The 15,256-nt window shown below is 54.6% G+C and carries 15 protein-coding genes; 13 read left to right on the forward strand and 2 right to left on the reverse strand.

Going from position 1 to position 15,256, the window contains the following annotated elements:
• Window positions 1-115: 115 nt before the first annotated feature.
• Window positions 116-475, forward strand: coding sequence for a hypothetical protein (locus E0E17_RS03615; RefSeq protein WP_130831615.1), 360 nt, complete (start codon window positions 116-118; stop codon window positions 473-475).
• 79 nt (window positions 476-554) lie between these two features.
• Here E0E17_RS03615 and speA read toward each other — a convergent pair whose 3' ends face one another.
• Window positions 555-2,531, reverse strand: coding sequence for a biosynthetic arginine decarboxylase (gene speA, locus E0E17_RS03620; protein ID WP_130831617.1), 1,977 nt, complete (start codon window positions 2,529-2,531; stop codon window positions 555-557).
• An 833-nt stretch (window positions 2,532-3,364) separates the two neighbouring features.
• On the opposite strand from speA, the gene metK reads away from it, so the two are divergent.
• The 8 genes from metK to ruvX all read left to right on the forward strand — a co-directional run bounded on the left by metK (window position 3,365) and on the right by ruvX (window position 11,124).
• Window positions 3,365-4,519 (forward strand): methionine adenosyltransferase, encoded by a 1,155-nt coding sequence (gene metK / locus E0E17_RS03625; protein ID WP_130831619.1) that lies wholly within the window; start codon window positions 3,365-3,367, stop codon window positions 4,517-4,519.
• An 875-nt stretch (window positions 4,520-5,394) separates the two neighbouring features.
• Window positions 5,395-6,792 carry a sugar porter family MFS transporter gene (locus tag E0E17_RS03630; RefSeq protein WP_130831621.1) on the forward strand — a complete coding sequence of 466 codons (1,398 nt, stop codon included), beginning with the start codon at window positions 5,395-5,397 and terminating at the stop codon, window positions 6,790-6,792.
• Between the two features lie 104 nt (window positions 6,793-6,896).
• A complete protein-coding gene (locus tag E0E17_RS03635) occupies window positions 6,897-7,409 on the forward strand; it encodes a SprT family zinc-dependent metalloprotease (RefSeq protein WP_165446201.1) in 513 nt (170 codons plus the stop codon).
• 72 nt (window positions 7,410-7,481) lie between these two features.
• The gene (endA, locus tag E0E17_RS03640; protein WP_130831625.1) at window positions 7,482-8,189 is read left to right on the forward strand and encodes a deoxyribonuclease I; all 708 of its coding nucleotides are present in this window, start codon (window positions 7,482-7,484) and stop codon (window positions 8,187-8,189) included.
• A gap of 75 nt (window positions 8,190-8,264) precedes the next feature.
• The gene (gene rsmE / locus E0E17_RS03645) at window positions 8,265-8,996 is read left to right on the forward strand and encodes a 16S rRNA (uracil(1498)-N(3))-methyltransferase (protein ID WP_130831627.1); all 732 of its coding nucleotides are present in this window, start codon (window positions 8,265-8,267) and stop codon (window positions 8,994-8,996) included.
• A 118-nt stretch (window positions 8,997-9,114) separates the two neighbouring features.
• Window positions 9,115-10,059: a glutathione synthase gene (gshB, locus tag E0E17_RS03650; protein ID WP_130831629.1), complete on the forward strand. Its 945-nt coding sequence runs from the start codon at window positions 9,115-9,117 to the stop codon at window positions 10,057-10,059.
• Window positions 10,060-10,144: 85 nt separating this feature from the next.
• A complete protein-coding gene (locus tag E0E17_RS03655; RefSeq protein WP_130831631.1) occupies window positions 10,145-10,708 on the forward strand; it encodes a YqgE/AlgH family protein in 564 nt (187 codons plus the stop codon).
• A complete protein-coding gene (gene ruvX, locus E0E17_RS03660; RefSeq protein ID WP_130831633.1) occupies window positions 10,708-11,124 on the forward strand; it encodes a Holliday junction resolvase RuvX in 417 nt (138 codons plus the stop codon). The genes E0E17_RS03655 and ruvX overlap by 1 nt, the downstream gene beginning before the upstream one ends.
• A gap of 56 nt (window positions 11,125-11,180) precedes the next feature.
• Here the strand turns inward: ruvX and E0E17_RS03665 are convergent, their stop codons facing one another.
• Complete coding sequence (locus tag E0E17_RS03665; RefSeq protein WP_130831636.1) at window positions 11,181-12,173, reverse strand: type IV pilus twitching motility protein PilT; 993 nt, start codon at window positions 12,171-12,173, stop codon at window positions 11,181-11,183.
• Between the two features lie 16 nt (window positions 12,174-12,189).
• Here E0E17_RS03665 and E0E17_RS03670 point away from each other — a divergent pair, with 16 nt between their 5' ends.
• Genes E0E17_RS03670 through hemW form a run of 4 tightly spaced genes read left to right on the forward strand, consistent with a single transcriptional unit; the run spans window position 12,190 to window position 15,214 of the window.
• Window positions 12,190-12,897: a YggS family pyridoxal phosphate-dependent enzyme gene (locus E0E17_RS03670; RefSeq protein ID WP_130831638.1), complete on the forward strand. Its 708-nt coding sequence runs from the start codon at window positions 12,190-12,192 to the stop codon at window positions 12,895-12,897.
• A gap of 12 nt (window positions 12,898-12,909) precedes the next feature.
• Entirely contained in the window at window positions 12,910-13,464 is a 555-nt protein-coding gene (locus E0E17_RS03675; protein WP_130831640.1) for a YggT family protein, read from the forward strand.
• 21 nt (window positions 13,465-13,485) lie between these two features.
• Window positions 13,486-14,079 carry an XTP/dITP diphosphatase gene (locus E0E17_RS03680; protein WP_130831642.1) on the forward strand — a complete coding sequence of 198 codons (594 nt, stop codon included), beginning with the start codon at window positions 13,486-13,488 and terminating at the stop codon, window positions 14,077-14,079.
• A complete protein-coding gene (gene hemW, locus E0E17_RS03685) occupies window positions 14,072-15,214 on the forward strand; it encodes a radical SAM family heme chaperone HemW (RefSeq protein ID WP_130831644.1) in 1,143 nt (380 codons plus the stop codon). The genes E0E17_RS03680 and hemW overlap by 8 nt, the downstream gene beginning before the upstream one ends.
• The last annotated feature ends 42 nt before the right edge of the window (window positions 15,215-15,256 follow it).

The following is a 15,256-nucleotide window of genomic DNA, read 5'->3' on the forward strand; positions in this document are numbered from 1 at the left end:
GCCCTGCCCCGGAAAAAATTGCATGACGCAGATCCCTTTGATGAGCGGAGAAAATTGCTGTTCTGATCCGGGCCAACCAGACTTAACGGACTCACTGCCTGTTCTGGTGCAAACTATGAAGAAACTCATCCTTCCCTTCTGCGCACTTTTTCTGGCCAGTTGCGGGCTTAATCCACCGGTGGAAAGTCTGACGCCCGAACAACGCGCTAAAGTCTCTACCATTACTGTTCACGAAAATAATCCCTGGCCCCAGGCGCGGCGGCTCAGTAGCGTTTCCGGGCTAAGCTGCAACAGGAACAAATATCAGGAACCCGATATTGATGCCAGTGAAGCTATTCAGGGGGTGAAAATGCGTGCCGCGCTGGTGAATGCTGACAGCGTCGTCAACACGCTGTGCCAGAAAAATGCGGATACCGATTATGTACACAGCTGCTGGACATCGGTGCGCTGCGTCGGGGACGCGGTAAAACTGTAAATCCGGGTGGCTCCATAAAACGGTGTAAAAAAAGCTGAGCACCGCACCGGCGCTCAGCTTTGTTACTACTTACCGGGCATTACTCATCTTCAAGATAAGTATAACCGTACAGGCCGCTTTCAAACTCGGCAAGGAATTGCGCGCGCAGCTCTTCGTCCAGATCGGTCTCTTTTACCTGGTTGCGGAACAGCGTCATCAGTTCATCCGGGTTCAGCTGCACGTATTGCAGCATATCCGCCACGGTGTCGCCCTCATCCGAGAGCTGCACTTCTACCTTACCGTTCGGGCGCGCATACACATCGACCGCTTCGGTATCACCGAACAGGTTATGCATGTTGCCGAGGATCTCCTGATAGGCGCCGACCATAAAGAAGCCAAGCATCGGCGGATTATCCACATCATATTCCGGCATCGGCATGGTGGTGGCGATACCATCGCCATCTACGTAGTGGTCGATGGTGCCGTCGGAGTCACAGGTAATGTCCAGCAGCACGGCGCGACGTTGCGGTGACTGATGCAGCCCTTCCAGCGGCAAGACCGGGAAAAGCTGATCGATACCCCAGGCATCCGGCATCGACTGGAACAGCGAGAAGTTGACGTAAATCTTATCTGCCATGCGCTCCTGCAGTTCGTCAATAATCGGACGGTGGGCGCGGTTGCTCGGATCGAGATGCTGCTGAATATAGTGACAGATGCTCAGATACAGCTGCTCAGCCCAGGCGCGCTGTTTCAGATCATAAGTCCCTGATGAGTAACCAGTATGGATATCAAACAGATCCATCTGGCTGTCATGCAGCCATTCGCGCAGTGAGCGGCGATTTCCCGGCTCATGCATCTCCTGCCAGGTTTCCCACAGGCTGAGGATAGGACGTGGCGCTTCGGCATCGGGCTCTTCCGGCGTACTGAACTCGTTACGCTCAACGCCAATGATATTGGAAACCAGTACCGTATGGTGCGCCGTAACCGCACGTCCCGACTCGGTAATAACCGTAGGATGCTCCAGACCGTGCTCATCACAGGCATCGCCAATCGCCCAGATAACGTTATTGGCATATTCGTTCAGGCCATAGTTCACCGAGCAGTCAGACTGTGAACGGGTGCCTTCATAGTCCACGCCGAGACCGCCGCCCACGTCAAAACATTTGATATTGACGCCCAGCTTCGCCAGTTCGACATAGAAACGCGCCGATTCGCGCACGCCAGTGGCGATATCGCGAATATTCGCCATCTGGGAACCGAGATGGAAATGCAGCAGCTGCAGACTGTCGAGGCGATCCGCTTTGCGCATGATATCCACCAGTTGCAGCACCTGGGTCGCTGACAGGCCAAACTTCGACTTTTCGCCGCCGCTGGATTGCCATTTACCGGAGCCCTGTGACGCCAGACGCGCACGAATCCCCAGACGAGGCACCACATTCAGACGTTCCGCCTCTTCCAGCACCAGGCGCACCTCGGTCATTTTTTCGATCACCAGATACACTTTGTGACCAAGCTTTTCGCCGATCAGCGCCAGACGGATATACTCACGATCTTTATAGCCGTTACAGACGATCACCGAACGGGTCTGTCCGGCGTGTGCCAGCACCGCCATCAGCTCCGCCTTGGATCCCGCTTCCAGACCCAGCGGCTCGCCCGAATGGATCAGGGACTCGATCACACGCTTGTGCTGGTTCACTTTGATCGGATAAACGAGGAAGTAGCCCCCTTTGTAGCCATAAGACTCACGGGCACGCTTGAACGCTGCGTTGATGGAACGCAAACGGTGCTGCAGGATCTGCGGGAAACAGAACAGCGCAGGCAGGCGTTGACCTTCCGCTTCGCGCTCTTTCACCAGCTTCGCCAGATCAACGCGCACGTCCGGCATATCGGGATCCGGACAGACGCTGATATGCCCCAGTTCGTTTACGTCGTAATAGTTGTTGCCCCACCAGGCAATATTGTATGTCCGCAGCATTTTGCTGGCGTCCTGATCGTTCATCGCTACCTCCTGCATGGAGCGGAGTACACCCTGTTCGCCTGCTGACGAACCCTTGATATTCTTCATGTCGTCAGACATCGCGAACCTCTATTTTCCGTTGAGATATGAAACAGTTGTCTGGCCTGGCCATAGTTAAACTGAGAAGGAACTCCCTCACCCTGTTCGCCGCCAACGCTAACCCTGATCTCTCCGCCTGAGCGGTTATTGCAAAGCTATAAGTGTAAAACACCTGGCCGGACTCCGCTTTACGGAACAAAAATAGCCTGAATCTTTCCCCCCAAACGGCAGGCAAAGATCATACGTGGTCAGAATGGTCGTGAAAAATTAGTCGGCACTCGTCACGGGATCATGACCGTAACAAGGCAAACTTCGGCAGAACAGAGAGACAGGTAAAGAGAGAGGAAGGATCGCCAGCGCGCCTGAACAGCGCAGAGAACAGAAGACCTGTACGTGGTTCATTACTCTTATCACCTCCACCTATGCCTGAGCATATGGATAAATGACATGGGTGAAAATCAGATAAGCAACTTACCTGACTGACGAGCGCAACGCGCGGTGGCGCTATCCTTTGCAGCATGAAACATGCCGCGGCGTTTTATACCTTCTGTCCGGGAAAAAAGCAAAAAGTTTCCTGACGCCGTGCCACACTGTCAGGAAAATTTTCCACCGCAGAGTTGCATTAAAATGCTGTAACAGAAAAAGGGCTGGTAATTCATTTCAGGTGTAACCTAAAATAGCCGTCCAGATGGTTTTCCATCTAAACTGGTTAACTTCCAGGCTGCGTCAGCCTTTATGTGCTCGCACTTTCTTAACTGCTCGCGGCTTTGCCTGAAGGGGCGTCGGGACAGGCAATGTCTCTCTCTTACGCTATGCAGTCGAATTTAAACCATTTTAGTAAGGTAAAGAATAGAATGGCAAAACACCTTTTTACTTCCGAATCTGTATCGGAAGGACATCCTGATAAAATCGCTGACCAGATTTCTGACGCCGTACTGGATGCTATCCTTGAGCAGGATCCGAAAGCGCGTGTGGCCTGCGAAACTTACGTGAAAACCGGTATGGTGCTGGTAGGCGGTGAGATCACCACCAGCGCATGGGTAGATATTGAAGAGATTACCCGTAATACCGTACGTGATATCGGTTATGTCCATTCCGATATGGGTTTTGATGCGAATTCCTGTGCAGTACTGAGCGCTATCGGTAAACAGTCTCCCGATATCAACCAGGGCGTTGACCGCACCGATCCGCTGGAACAGGGCGCGGGCGATCAAGGCCTGATGTTTGGTTATGCGACAAACGAAACAGATGTGCTGATGCCGGCTCCAATTACTTACGCACACCGTCTGGTGCAGCGTCAGTCTGAAGTGCGTAAAAACGGCACCCTGCCGTGGCTGCGCCCCGATGCGAAAAGCCAGGTCACTTTCCAGTATGACGATGGCAAAATCGTCGGCATCGACGCGGTAGTGCTGTCAACGCAGCACGCTGAAGATATCGCGCAGAAAGATCTGCAGGAAGCGGTGATGGAAACCATCATCAAGCCGGTACTGCCGACCGAATGGCTGAACAGCAGCACCAAATATTTCATTAACCCCACAGGTCGTTTCGTGATCGGTGGCCCGATGGGCGACTGCGGCCTGACCGGTCGTAAAATCATCGTAGATACCTACGGCGGTATGGCACGTCACGGCGGCGGCGCGTTCTCCGGTAAGGATCCCTCGAAAGTTGACCGTTCTGCCGCTTACGCTGCGCGTTACGTGGCGAAAAACATCGTGGCGGCGGGCCTGGCTGACCGCTGTGAGATTCAGGTTTCCTACGCTATCGGCGTGGCAGAGCCGACCTCCATCATGGTGGAAACTTTCGGCACCGAGAAAATCGCTACTGAGCAGTTGACGCTGCTGGTGCGTGAGTTCTTTGACCTGCGTCCTTATGGCCTGATTCAGATGCTGGATCTGCTGCAGCCGATCTACCGCGAGACAGCAGCGTACGGACACTTTGGCCGTGAGCACTTCCCGTGGGAGAAAACCGATAAAGCGCAGCAGCTGCGCGATGCGGCTGGCCTGCAGTAAGGTTCTGCCCGGCGCTTAATGCAGCGTCGGGCGTGACGCTACCCGGTTATTTATCAGGGAGCCCGCAAGGGCTCCCTTTTTATTGCCAGCTTAAAACCACGTCCTGCGGGCGTGGTCATCAATACGTTTTGGCTCTGCCTTATCGTCTCTGGATTTGAATCTTACGGAACAGGCAGAGACTTCTTTTTAAGGTTTTTGGTACCCCCTATGGGGTGCAATCAAAGCCGCCTTCTATGAAGACGGATTTTTACTTCTCAGCCTTTTCTGGCGTGCCTGAGACATTTCTGCCGCCGCCATCTTCAATACTCCATAATCATTAATGAGTTTTAGCTTTCCAGGCTGAGGACCTGATGCCAGAAGTGCAATTAAGAGTTACCCGCGCTGGCAACAAAATGGTCTGCTGATAATCACCAGCGGAAAATATATTTTCGCACTAAAAAGCATTGCCCGAAATTTAATGTGATCTACATCACATTAAATAACCACACAGGGTTCTGTTTTGCGTCTTTGTCTCGTGCTTAAAAAAGCAATTTTTAATTTATCAACTACAATTCATCCGCGTACAGTGGCATCTGGCTGATAACGTTTACAATTTGAAACTTTCTATTTTTCTGTGACTTATAAAGATAACTGCGTAGTTATTTTTATAAAATTGCGTTATTTTCAGCGTCGTCTGATGGCGGCTGCGTTATGTCTTATCGGACACTTCTCAGGTGCTACACCTCACTGGTTATTTAACCTTCTCGGGCTAAAAATGCTGAATTTCAGGGTTTCAGCGTGTGTAAACGATTACACCAAGGTGATCGCGATCACTTTTTACCCGTTAGCAGGTTTTTAACATTGATAACAACAACGATGGCTATTTCGGAGGCAAAATGCCCGGCAATACTCATAAAAGCAGGACGTCAAACAAGGCGATGACCTTCTTTGTCTGCTTTCTGGCGGCGCTCGCTGGCCTGCTGTTCGGACTGGATATCGGTGTTATCGCCGGTGCCCTGCCCTTTATTGCAAAAGATTTTAACGTGACTGCGCATGAACAGGAGTGGATCGTCAGCTCAATGATGTTTGGTGCCGCCGTGGGGGCAATCGGCAGTGGCTGGATGTCCTCCCGCCTCGGCCGTAAAAAGAGCCTGATGGCAGGCGCTATTCTGTTTGTTATCGGTTCGCTCTGGTCCGCCATGGCGCCGAATCCGGAGATGTTGATCGCCGCGCGTGTTCTGCTTGGTCTGGCAGTAGGCATCGCCTCTTATACCGCACCGCTTTATCTCTCTGAGATCGCGCCAGAAAAAATTCGTGGCAGTATGATCTCTCTCTATCAGCTGATGATCACCATCGGTATTCTCGGTGCTTACCTCTCCGATACCGCCTTCAGCTTTACCGGTAACTGGCGCTGGATGCTCGGCATCATCACGATTCCGGCAGCCTTGTTGCTGGTCGGGGTCTTCTTCCTGCCCAACAGCCCGCGCTGGCTGGCGGCAAAAGGTAACTTCCGCGATGCGCAACGCGTACTCGATCGTCTGCGTGATACCAGCGAGCAGGCGAAACGCGAGCTGGATGAAATCCGTGAAAGCCTGAAGGTGAAACAGAGCGGCTGGGGCCTGTTCCGCAGCAACAGCAATTTCCGCCGTGCGGTGTTCCTCGGTGTTCTGTTGCAGGTGATGCAGCAGTTCACCGGTATGAACGTTATCATGTACTATGCGCCGAAAATCTTTGAAATCGCCGGTTTCAGCAATACCACCGAGCAGATGTGGGGTACGGTGATTGTGGGTCTGGTCAATGTGCTGGCGACCTTTATCGCTATCGGCCTGGTTGACCGCTGGGGACGTAAACCTACGCTGGTGCTGGGCTTCCTGGTGATGGCCGCCGGTATGGGTATCCTCGGCACCATGCTGAACATGGGTATCAACTCCGAAGGCGCGCAATACTTCGCTATCGCCATGCTGCTGATGTTTATTGTTGGCTTCGCCATGAGCGCCGGTCCGCTGATTTGGGTGCTTTGCTCGGAGATTCAGCCGCTGAAAGGGCGTGATTTCGGAATTACCGTGTCAACCACCACTAACTGGATCGCGAACATGATCGTGGGCGCTACCTTCCTGACCATGCTGAATACGCTGGGTAATGCCGAAACCTTCTGGGTTTACGCTGCACTCAACGTCTTCTTTATTGTGCTGACGCTGGCGCTGATCCCGGAGACCAAGAACGTCTCGCTGGAGCATATCGAACGTAACCTGATGGCGGGCAAAAAACTGCGCGACATCGGTTCACACGATTAATCGGCAACTCCCTGAACGGTGAAAACGGCGGGATTTTCCCGCCGTTTTTATTTCTCCGCTCTCCCCCGTTGAGTTCCCTGTCTGTCCGGCTTATGCTTGCCGTCATGAAAGCACCTCGTCTCCCTATTGCCCTACAGCAAGCCGTGATGCGCGCCCTGCGTGAAAATCTGCAGCGGGCCAACCATCATCTGGAACGTAACTATCCTGAACCCACCCTGCTTTATCAGCAGCGCGGCACAGCGGCAGGCACCGCCTGGCTGGAGAAATGGGAAATCCGCCTCAATCCGGTGCTGCTGCTGGAAAACCAACAGGCATTTATTAGCGAAGTGGTGCCTCACGAGCTGGCGCATCTGCTGACCTGGAAACACTTTGGCCGCGTACCGCCTCACGGCAAAGAGTGGAAATGGATGATGGAGAGCGTGCTTGGCGTTCCGGCGCGTCGTACACATCAGTTTGCCCTTGCCTCGGTACGCTCCCAGACCTTTGCCTATCGCTGCCGCTGTCAGCAGCATCATCTTACGGTGCGCCGCCATAACCGTGTGCTGCGTGGCGAAAGTGAATACCGCTGCGTGCAGTGCGGCACCCTGCTACAGCCGGGCGAATTCCCCGCTACATAGGCCGCAATTCTCATTTCGCCGCTAAACGCATTCTGATACCCTGCCGCCTTTTTGACGCCCGGGTAGTGGAATATGTCTCGCAAAATTGTTATCGCTTTTTCATTGTTACTTTCACCGCTTGCCGCTCACAGTCTGAGCATGAATAACTTTCACCAGAACAGTTTTCAGCAGGCCAAAACTTACGCGGTCAACATCAATAGTGACGCGCCAGGTTCGTTCTACTGCGGCTGCAAAATCAACTGGCAAGGCAAAAAGGGTGTGCCTGACCTCAGCGCGTGCGGTTACCAGGTGCGTAAAAATGCCAACCGCGCCAGCCGTATTGAATGGGAACATGTGGTCCCCGCCTGGGAGTTTGGTCATCAGCGTCAGTGCTGGCAGAACGGTGGCCGGAAAAACTGCAGCAAGGATGCAGGCTATCGCCGCATCGAATCTGATCTGCATAACCTGCAGCCTGCAATTGGCGAAGTGAATGGCGATCGCGGTAACTTTCAGTACAGCCAGTGGAACGGCAGTGAAAAGCAGTACGGCCAGTGCGCGATGAAAGTCGACTTTAAAAACAAACAGGCTGAGCCGCCTGCCCGCGCGCGTGGCGCGATTGCCCGCACTTATTTTTATATGCGCGATCAATACCAGCTGCGCCTGTCCCGCCAGCAAACCCAGCTGTTCACCGTGTGGGATAAACAGTATCCGGTTACGCCCTGGGAGTGTGAACGCGACGCACGCATCGCCAAAATACAGGGTAACCATAATCCCTGGGTGCAGCGCGCTTGCCAGCGCTAAAATCGCTGCCCTACACTATGCTCTTTCTTCATCTTGCCGTGTAACACTACACGGCCTATTGCCGGCAGGATCCGCATGCGTATACCTCGCATTTATCATCCCGAACCATTACAAGCAGGCAGCGACGTTTTCCTTGATGAAGACGCAGCCAATCATGTAGGCCGAGTCCTGCGCATGACCAGCGGCCAGCGCCTGGAATTGTTTGATGGCAGTAATCTGACTTTTGTGGCTGAGATCACCCAGGCAGACAAAAAGCGTGTAAAAGTAACTGTCCTTGAAAGTCAGCTGGACGATCGTGAATCGCCCCTGTATCTCCATCTGGGCCAGGTGATGTCACGTGGCGAAAAAATGGAATTTACCATCCAGAAATCGATTGAGTTGGGTGTAAATGTCATCACGCCCTTGTTTTCTGAACGCTGTGGCGTAAAGCTGGATGCTGAGCGCCTGGCGAAAAAGATTCAGCAATGGCAAAAAATTGCGATCGCCGCCTGCGAACAGTGCGGCCGCAATCGCGTGCCGGAAATTCGTGAGGCGATGACGCTGGAAGCCTGGTGTGCGGAAGCGGATGAGAGCTTAAAACTCAATCTGCATCCACGCGCCAGCCACAGCATCAATACGCTGCCGCAACCGGTTGAGCGCGTACGCCTGCTGATCGGTCCGGAAGGCGGGCTGTCAGCGGAGGAGATCGCCATGACCGGGACGCACGGTTTTACGGACATTTTGCTCGGCCCACGCGTTTTACGCACTGAAACCACGGCCCTGACGGCGATTACGGCACTTCAGGTGAGGTTTGGCGACTTAGGTTAAAGGATAATCCAGGCTGTATAAGAGACGCGCGCAGTATACAACGGCGTCCTGACTGGTCAGCCATGGCTGCCCGCACGGAACGGGGTGGATAATCGTCCGCCTCTTTGAGGAGAGAATAATGATTAAACTTGGCATCGTTATGGACCCAATCGCGTCCATTAATATTAAAAAAGACACCAGCTTCGCCATGTTGCTGGAAGCACAGCGCCGTGGTTATGAAATTCACTATATGGAGATGGCCGATCTCTCCCTGCGTGGCGGGGTCGCGATGGCACGCACCCGTCTGCTGAGCGTGGAACAAAACTATGACAAATGGTATGAGTTCGGCAGCGAGCAGGAAATCAAACTGGCCGATCTTAACGTGGTGCTGATGCGCAAAGATCCGCCGTTCGATACCGAATTTATCTACGCGACCTATATTCTTGAGCGCGCGGAAGAGCTGGGCACGCTGATCGTGAACAAACCGCAGAGCCTGCGCGACTGCAATGAAAAACTCTACACCGCCTGGTTTGCCGAACTGACACCGGATACGCTGGTTACGCGCAGCAAAGAGAAACTGCGCGCTTTCTGGCAGGAGCATGGCGATATTATCCTCAAGCCGCTGGACGGTATGGGCGGCGCTTCTATCTTCCGCGTTAAGCAGGACGATCCTAACTTTTCGGTGATTACCGAGGCCCTGACCAATCACGGCAGCTTCTACTGCATGGCGCAGAACTATCTGCCCGCCATCAAAGAGGGTGATAAGCGCGTACTGATGGTGGATGGCGAGCCGGTACCTTACTGTCTGGCGCGTATTCCACAGTCGGGCGAAACCCGTGGCAACCTGGCGGCTGGCGGACGTGGCGAAGCGCGCCCACTGAGCGAAAGCGACTGGGAAATTGCGCGCCGCGTAGGCCCGACGCTGAAAGCGAAAGGGCTAATATTTGTCGGCCTGGATATTATCGGTGATAAACTTACTGAAGTTAACGTGACCAGCCCGACCTGTGTACGTGAAATTGAAGCCGCATTTCCGATCTCCATCACCGGTATGCTGATGGACGCCATTGAGAAGCGTCTGGGCTGAGTACAGAGACGGCTCATACCGTCATCAACCCATTTACCGACGCTGTGACGGATAGCGTCGGTAACTACTGCTAAATCGAGTGAGAATGAATTTACAGCATCATTTTTTGATTGCGATGCCTTCACTGCAGGATCCCCTTTTCAAGCGCTCGGTAGTCTATATCTGTGAGCACAATGATGAGGGGGCAATGGGCCTGATTATTAACAAGCCGCTGGAAAATCTGACGGTTGAAGGCATTCTGAAAAAATTAAAAATCACCCCGGGTGAGCGCGATCCGGCTATCAAGCTGGATAAACCGGTATTCTCTGGCGGCCCGTTGTCCGAAGATCGGGGCTTTATTTTGCACTCCGCGCAAAAAACCTATGCTTCCAGTATTCGTATCTCAGACAATACCGTGATCACCACTTCACGCGATGTACTGGAGGCGATAGGTACGCCTGCGCAGCCGGAGCAAGTGCTGGTGGCGCTGGGCTACTGCGCCTGGGAAAAAGAGCAGCTGGAAAATGAGCTGCTGGAAAATGCCTGGCTTACCACGCCCGCCAACAGCAATATTCTTTTCCAGACGCCGATTGCCGAACGCTGGCGCGAAGCGGCGAAAAGTATCGGTATCGATATTCACAACATGACCAGCGCTGCCGGACACGCCTGATGACAACCCAAACGCTGTTAGGTTTTGACTTCGGCACGAAGAGTATTGGCGTTGCGGTCGGGCAGCAATTAACCGGCACAGCTCGTCCGCTGACCGCCCTGAAAGCCCAGGAGGGCACACCAGACTGGACGCTGATCGAACGACTGCTGAAAGAGTGGCAGCCCGATTTCGTGGTGGTGGGTCTGCCATTAAACATGGACGGCACGGAACAGCCGCTGACGGCTCGCGCCCGTAAGTTTGCTAATCGTCTGCATGGCCGTTTTGGCATCCGGGTTGAGCTACAGGATGAGCGTCTGAGCACTGTTGAAGCCCGCGCGGCGCTGTTTGAGCGTGGCGGCTATCGCGCGCTGAATAAGGGCCAGGTGGACTCTCAGTCCGCGGTGATTATTCTCCAGGACTGGTTCGACAATCACTGATTAACCGATGCTCTGTCCGCTGCATGACAGATCTGCTACCAGAGCGCATGGCGCGGCTACAGTAACCCCGCCTGCTGACGCGCCGCACGGCTCTGCTCAAAGGTTTGCATCCCCGCCTGCGCCCCGGTTTGCAGAAGACCGGGTATCTGGTGCATTTTGCCTTCGCGGATCAGATTGGCCACCGCAGGCGTGTTAATCAGCACTTCAAACAGCCCGATACGTTTTCCGTTACGCCCTTTCTCCAGCCGTTGAGCCAGCACCGCTTTCAGGCTGCCCGCCAGCTGGGTACGCGCCAGATTTTTCTCGCCAGCGGGAAAGACATCCACCAGGCGGTCCACCGCCTGCGCCGCGCCACGCGTGTGCAGCGTTGCCAGCACCAGATGGCCGGTTTCAGCCGCCGTCAGCGCGAGACTGATGGTTTCGCTGTCGCGCAGTTCGCCGAGCAAAATCACATCGGGATCTTCCCGCAGCGCCGCTTTCAGCCCCAGCCTGAAGGAATGACAGTGCTGACCAATCTCGCGCTGCTGGATAAGAGAGCGCTGACTCTGATGGATAAACTCGATAGGATCTTCCAGGGTGATAATGTGCCGCTGCTGCTCGCGATTAAGCGCATCGATCATCGCCGCCAGGGTGGTGGATTTGCCGCTGCCGGTTGCGCCCGCAATCAGGATCAGTCCAGCATCCAGCTGCAGCAGCGCAGGCACCACGGCAGGCAGCTGCAACGCCGCCAGCAGCGGTGCGTTGCTGGCGATAGTGCGCAGCGCCAGCGATAAACCGTGTCGCTGAATAAACAGGTTGGCGCGCACGCGGGTTCCACAGGGCAGCGTAACCGCAAAATCCACCTGCCCTTCGCTTTCCAGCTGGCTGCGCTGGCTGCTGTCCAGCTGCTGCATCATAAAGGCTTCCAGCCATGCGGCAGTGACAACCGGCTGCGCCGGGATCCTTTCCAGCTCTCCCTCTTTGCGCCAGTGCGGGAAATGTCCGCTGCACAGGTGCAGATCTGCTGCGTTATGCTTTACACTAAGGGCCACTATTTCATCCAGCTCCATATTCATTCTCCTGACTATGACCTCAATTCAGCACAACCTACAGCAAGTCCGCCAGCGTATCTCAGCGGCAGCGCAGCGTTGCGGACGCGATCCAGAAGAAATTACGCTGCTTGCCGTCAGCAAAACCAAACCTGCGAGCGATGTCGAAGAAGCTGTCGCCGCCGGTCAGCTCGCTTTCGGTGAGAATTACGTGCAGGAGGGAGTTGAAAAGATCCAGACGCTGGCCGCATATCCCACTCTGGCATGGCATTTCATTGGGCCTTTGCAATCCAATAAAAGCCGTCTGGTGGCGGAAAACTTCGCCTGGTGTCATACCATTGATCGGCTGCGTATTGCCCGGCGCCTGAATGATCAGCGACCGGAGTGCTTAGCGCCGCTCAACGTGTTAATTCAGGTAAATATCAGTGACGAAAACAGCAAATCTGGCATCATGCTGGAGGCGTTACCTGAACTGGCGCAGGCGGTGGCGGCCTTACCGCGACTGCGACTGCGTGGACTGATGGCGATACCGGCCCCTGAAAGCGATTATCAACGGCAGCTTGCCGTGTGTCAGCAGATGGCCGCCGCGTTTCATGCGCTGAAAGCGTACTATCCTGACGTCGATACACTGTCTCTGGGAATGAGCGACGATCTGGAAGCCGCGATTGCGGCGGGCAGCACCCTGGTGCGTATTGGCACGGCTATTTTTGGTGCGCGAGACTACGCGCAGCACTCACAACAATAACTGAGGAACACCATGTTAACTCTGACTTTTTTAGTCAAAACCCTGATCGATCTTTACGTCATGGTGCTGCTGCTTCGCATCTGGATGCAGTGGTCGCGCTGTGATTTTTACAATCCGCTGTCGCAGTTTGTGGTTAAAATCACCCAGCCGATCGTCAAGCCGCTGCGCCGTATTTTGCCGGCTCTGGGGCCGATTGATACCGCCTCCCTGCTGCTGGCCTTTGTGCTGACCACGTTAAAATATCCGATCCTGCTGTTGATTCAGGTGGGGGTCTTCTCTGTCGATCCAACCAATCTGCTGGTGGGGCTGTTGTCACTGCTGAAATCAGCGGGTTATCTGGTGTTCTGGGTGATCATTATTCGTTCACTGATGAGCTGGATTAGCCAGGGCCGCAGCCCGGTCGATTATGTGCTGATTCAGCTGACCGAACCGCTGATGGCACCGATTCGCCGTTTTCTGCCTGCGATGGGCGGCATCGATTTCTCCGCGATGATCGTTATCCTGGTGCTGTACGCCCTGAATTTCCTCGGCATGGATCTTTTTCCAGGCCTCTGGTATCTGCTGTAACTGATGAATTCTGGAATGGTTATGCAAAAAGTTGTGCTCGCTACCGGTAATCCTGGCAAAGTGCGTGAACTGGCCGATCTGCTGGCCGCCTTTGGTCTGGATATCGTGGCGCAGACCGATCTCGGTGTGGAGTCCGCAGAGGAGACCGGTCTGACCTTTATTGAAAACGCGCTGATCAAAGCGCGTCATGCGTCGCAGGTGACTGGCCTGCCCGCAATTGCTGATGACTCCGGTCTGGCGGTAGATGCGCTGGGTGGCGCGCCGGGGATCTATTCCGCGCGCTATGCCGGTGAAGAGGCTACTGATCAGCAGAATCTGGAAAAACTGCTGCAGGCGCTGGAGCAGGTGCCGGACGATAAGCGTCAGGCTCAGTTCCACTGTGTGCTGGTCTATTTACGTCACGCCGAAGATCCCACGCCGCTGGTGTTTCATGGCAGCTGGGCTGGCGAAATCGCGCGTGCACCTGCTGGCGCAGGGGGCTTTGGTTACGACCCAATCTTTTATCTTCCCGAGCTGGGCAAAACAGCGGCGGAGTTGAGCAAAGAGGAAAAACGCGCGCAGTCGCATCGTGGGAAAGCATTGACGCTGCTGCTGGATGCCATGCGTAATGCGTAATCTTCCGCCGCTGAGCCTTTATATCCACATTCCGTGGTGCGTACAGAAATGCCCCTATTGCGACTTCAATTCCCATGCGCTGAAAGGCGAGGTGCCGCATATCGAGTATGTGCAGCATCTGCTGGCCGATCTTGAACAGGATCTGCCGCTGACCCAGGGACGCGAGGTGCGTACCATCTTCATTGGCGGCGGTACGCCCAGCCTGCTGAGCAGTGCTGCGATGCAGATGTTAATGGATGGCGTACGCGCGCGCCTGCCGCTGGCGACCGATGCCGAGATTACCATGGAAGCCAATCCCGGCACCATAGAAGCCGATCGCTTCAGCGCCTACCAGCAGGCGGGAATTAACCGTATCTCTATCGGCGTACAAAGCTTCAGTCCGCAAAAGCTGGAGCGGCTGGGGCGGATCCATGGGCCGGAAGAAGCCCGGCGCGCAGCGCAGCTGGCTGCCGGCCTGGGCCTGCGCAGCTTTAATCTCGATCTGATGCACGGCCTGCCTGATCAGTCGCTGAATGAAGCGCTGGACGATCTGCGCCAGGCGCTCGCGCTGAACCCACCTCACCTGTCGTGGTATCAGTTGACCATTGAGCCGAATACGCTGTTCAGTTCACGGCCGCCGGTGCTGCCGGATGACGATGCGCTCTGGGATATCTTCGAACAGGGACATCAACTGTTAACGGCCGCTGGTTATCAACAATATGAAACCTCGGCCTATGCCAAACCGGGCTATCGCTGCGAGCATAACCTGAACTACTGGCGCTTTGGTGATTATCTTGGCATTGGTTGCGGCGCGCATGGCAAGCTGACCCAGCCTGACGGTCGTATTCTGCGCACAGTGAAAACCCGTCATCCACGCGGTTTTATGGCAGGCAGCTATCTTGATAAGCAGTATGAAGTGGCCGATGCGGAGAAACCGTTCGAGTACTTTATGAACCGCTTTCGCTTGCTGGAAGCGGCCCCGCGTGCAGAGTTTGTGCACTATACCGGTCTGACAGAACAGAGCATTCGCCCGCAAATGGACGCCGCCATTGCCGCCGGTTATGTGGTGGAAAGCAGCGACACCTGGCAGATTACTGAAAAAGGTAAATTGTTCCTGAATTCGTTACTGGAGCTGTTTCTCGACGAATCGGAGTAAACGTCAAACCGGAGCAGCATACGTCTGTACAGATGCTCCGGT

The organism is [Erwinia] mediterraneensis, assembly GCF_900604315.1.
GTDB classification, from domain to species: Bacteria; Pseudomonadota; Gammaproteobacteria; order Enterobacterales; family Enterobacteriaceae; genus Pantoea; species Pantoea mediterraneensis_A.

Excerpts from the sequence above, each read along its gene's own strand:
- E0E17_RS03615 (WP_130831615.1), top strand. The coding sequence starts at position 116 with ATGAAGAAACTCATCCTTCCCTTCTGCGCACTTTTTCTGGCCAGTTGC.
- speA (WP_130831617.1), bottom strand. The coding sequence starts at position 2,531 with ATGTCTGACGACATGAAGAATATCAAGGGTTCGTCAGCAGGCGAACAG.
- metK (WP_130831619.1), top strand. The coding sequence starts at position 3,365 with ATGGCAAAACACCTTTTTACTTCCGAATCTGTATCGGAAGGACATCCT.
- E0E17_RS03630 (WP_130831621.1), top strand. The coding sequence starts at position 5,395 with ATGCCCGGCAATACTCATAAAAGCAGGACGTCAAACAAGGCGATGACC.
- E0E17_RS03635 (WP_165446201.1), top strand. The coding sequence starts at position 6,897 with ATGAAAGCACCTCGTCTCCCTATTGCCCTACAGCAAGCCGTGATGCGC.
- endA (WP_130831625.1), top strand. The coding sequence starts at position 7,482 with ATGTCTCGCAAAATTGTTATCGCTTTTTCATTGTTACTTTCACCGCTT.
- rsmE (WP_130831627.1), top strand. The coding sequence starts at position 8,265 with ATGCGTATACCTCGCATTTATCATCCCGAACCATTACAAGCAGGCAGC.
- gshB (WP_130831629.1), top strand. The coding sequence starts at position 9,115 with ATGATTAAACTTGGCATCGTTATGGACCCAATCGCGTCCATTAATATT.
- E0E17_RS03655 (WP_130831631.1), top strand. The coding sequence starts at position 10,145 with ATGAATTTACAGCATCATTTTTTGATTGCGATGCCTTCACTGCAGGAT.
- ruvX (WP_130831633.1), top strand. The coding sequence starts at position 10,708 with ATGACAACCCAAACGCTGTTAGGTTTTGACTTCGGCACGAAGAGTATT.
- E0E17_RS03665 (WP_130831636.1), bottom strand. The coding sequence starts at position 12,173 with ATGGAGCTGGATGAAATAGTGGCCCTTAGTGTAAAGCATAACGCAGCA.
- E0E17_RS03670 (WP_130831638.1), top strand. The coding sequence starts at position 12,190 with ATGACCTCAATTCAGCACAACCTACAGCAAGTCCGCCAGCGTATCTCA.
- E0E17_RS03675 (WP_130831640.1), top strand. The coding sequence starts at position 12,910 with ATGTTAACTCTGACTTTTTTAGTCAAAACCCTGATCGATCTTTACGTC.
- E0E17_RS03680 (WP_130831642.1), top strand. The coding sequence starts at position 13,486 with ATGCAAAAAGTTGTGCTCGCTACCGGTAATCCTGGCAAAGTGCGTGAA.
- hemW (WP_130831644.1), top strand. The coding sequence starts at position 14,072 with ATGCGTAATCTTCCGCCGCTGAGCCTTTATATCCACATTCCGTGGTGC.